The organism is Vibrio sp. 1402, from assembly GCF_033340275.1.
Window position 1 is genome coordinate 1 of sequence record NZ_JAWOWE010000781.1, and the last position, 504, is coordinate 504.

General features: G+C 45.2%; 1 protein-coding gene. It reads left to right on the forward strand.

Annotated elements, in window-relative coordinates:
* Positions 1–112 precede the first annotated feature (112 nt).
* Positions 113–504: Abi family protein (locus tag R7044_RS28460; protein ID WP_225456450.1), on the forward strand; the 392-nt coding region annotated here is incomplete at its 3' end.

The window sequence follows — 504 nt, forward strand, 5'->3', positions numbered from 1 at the left end:
ACTTCATCGCAATAGTGCCCAGTCCCCTGTTTCTGAAGTTATCTTTCGAGATGACTTTGGAATCAAGGCTGGGCGTTCTCGTTTTTACAGCAAGGAAAATCAAGGACACAGGATGCCACTAACCCCGCCTAAGCAGTTTAAGCACTATGAGGAACTCATCGATATTCTCATCGAAAGAGGCATGGTGATAGACAATCGTGAAAGAGCCATAAGAAAGCTCGCACAGGTGGGATATTACCGACTGAGTGGTTTTTGGTATCCAGCAAGAGTTATCGAACGAGACGAATCATATCAACCCATCCAGTGTGAACACTTAAAACGACCAAAGCGGCTCAATCACTTTCAACAAGGCACCGAGTTTGATCAAGTGTTCAATCTTTACCTTTTTGATACAAAACTCCGCTTAGCAATGCTTGATGGCCTTGAGCGCATAGAGATATTTGTCCGTTCAGTCATCGCACATGAGTTGGGCCGAGGCAAAAAGAAACAGCCAGGTACGGGGAA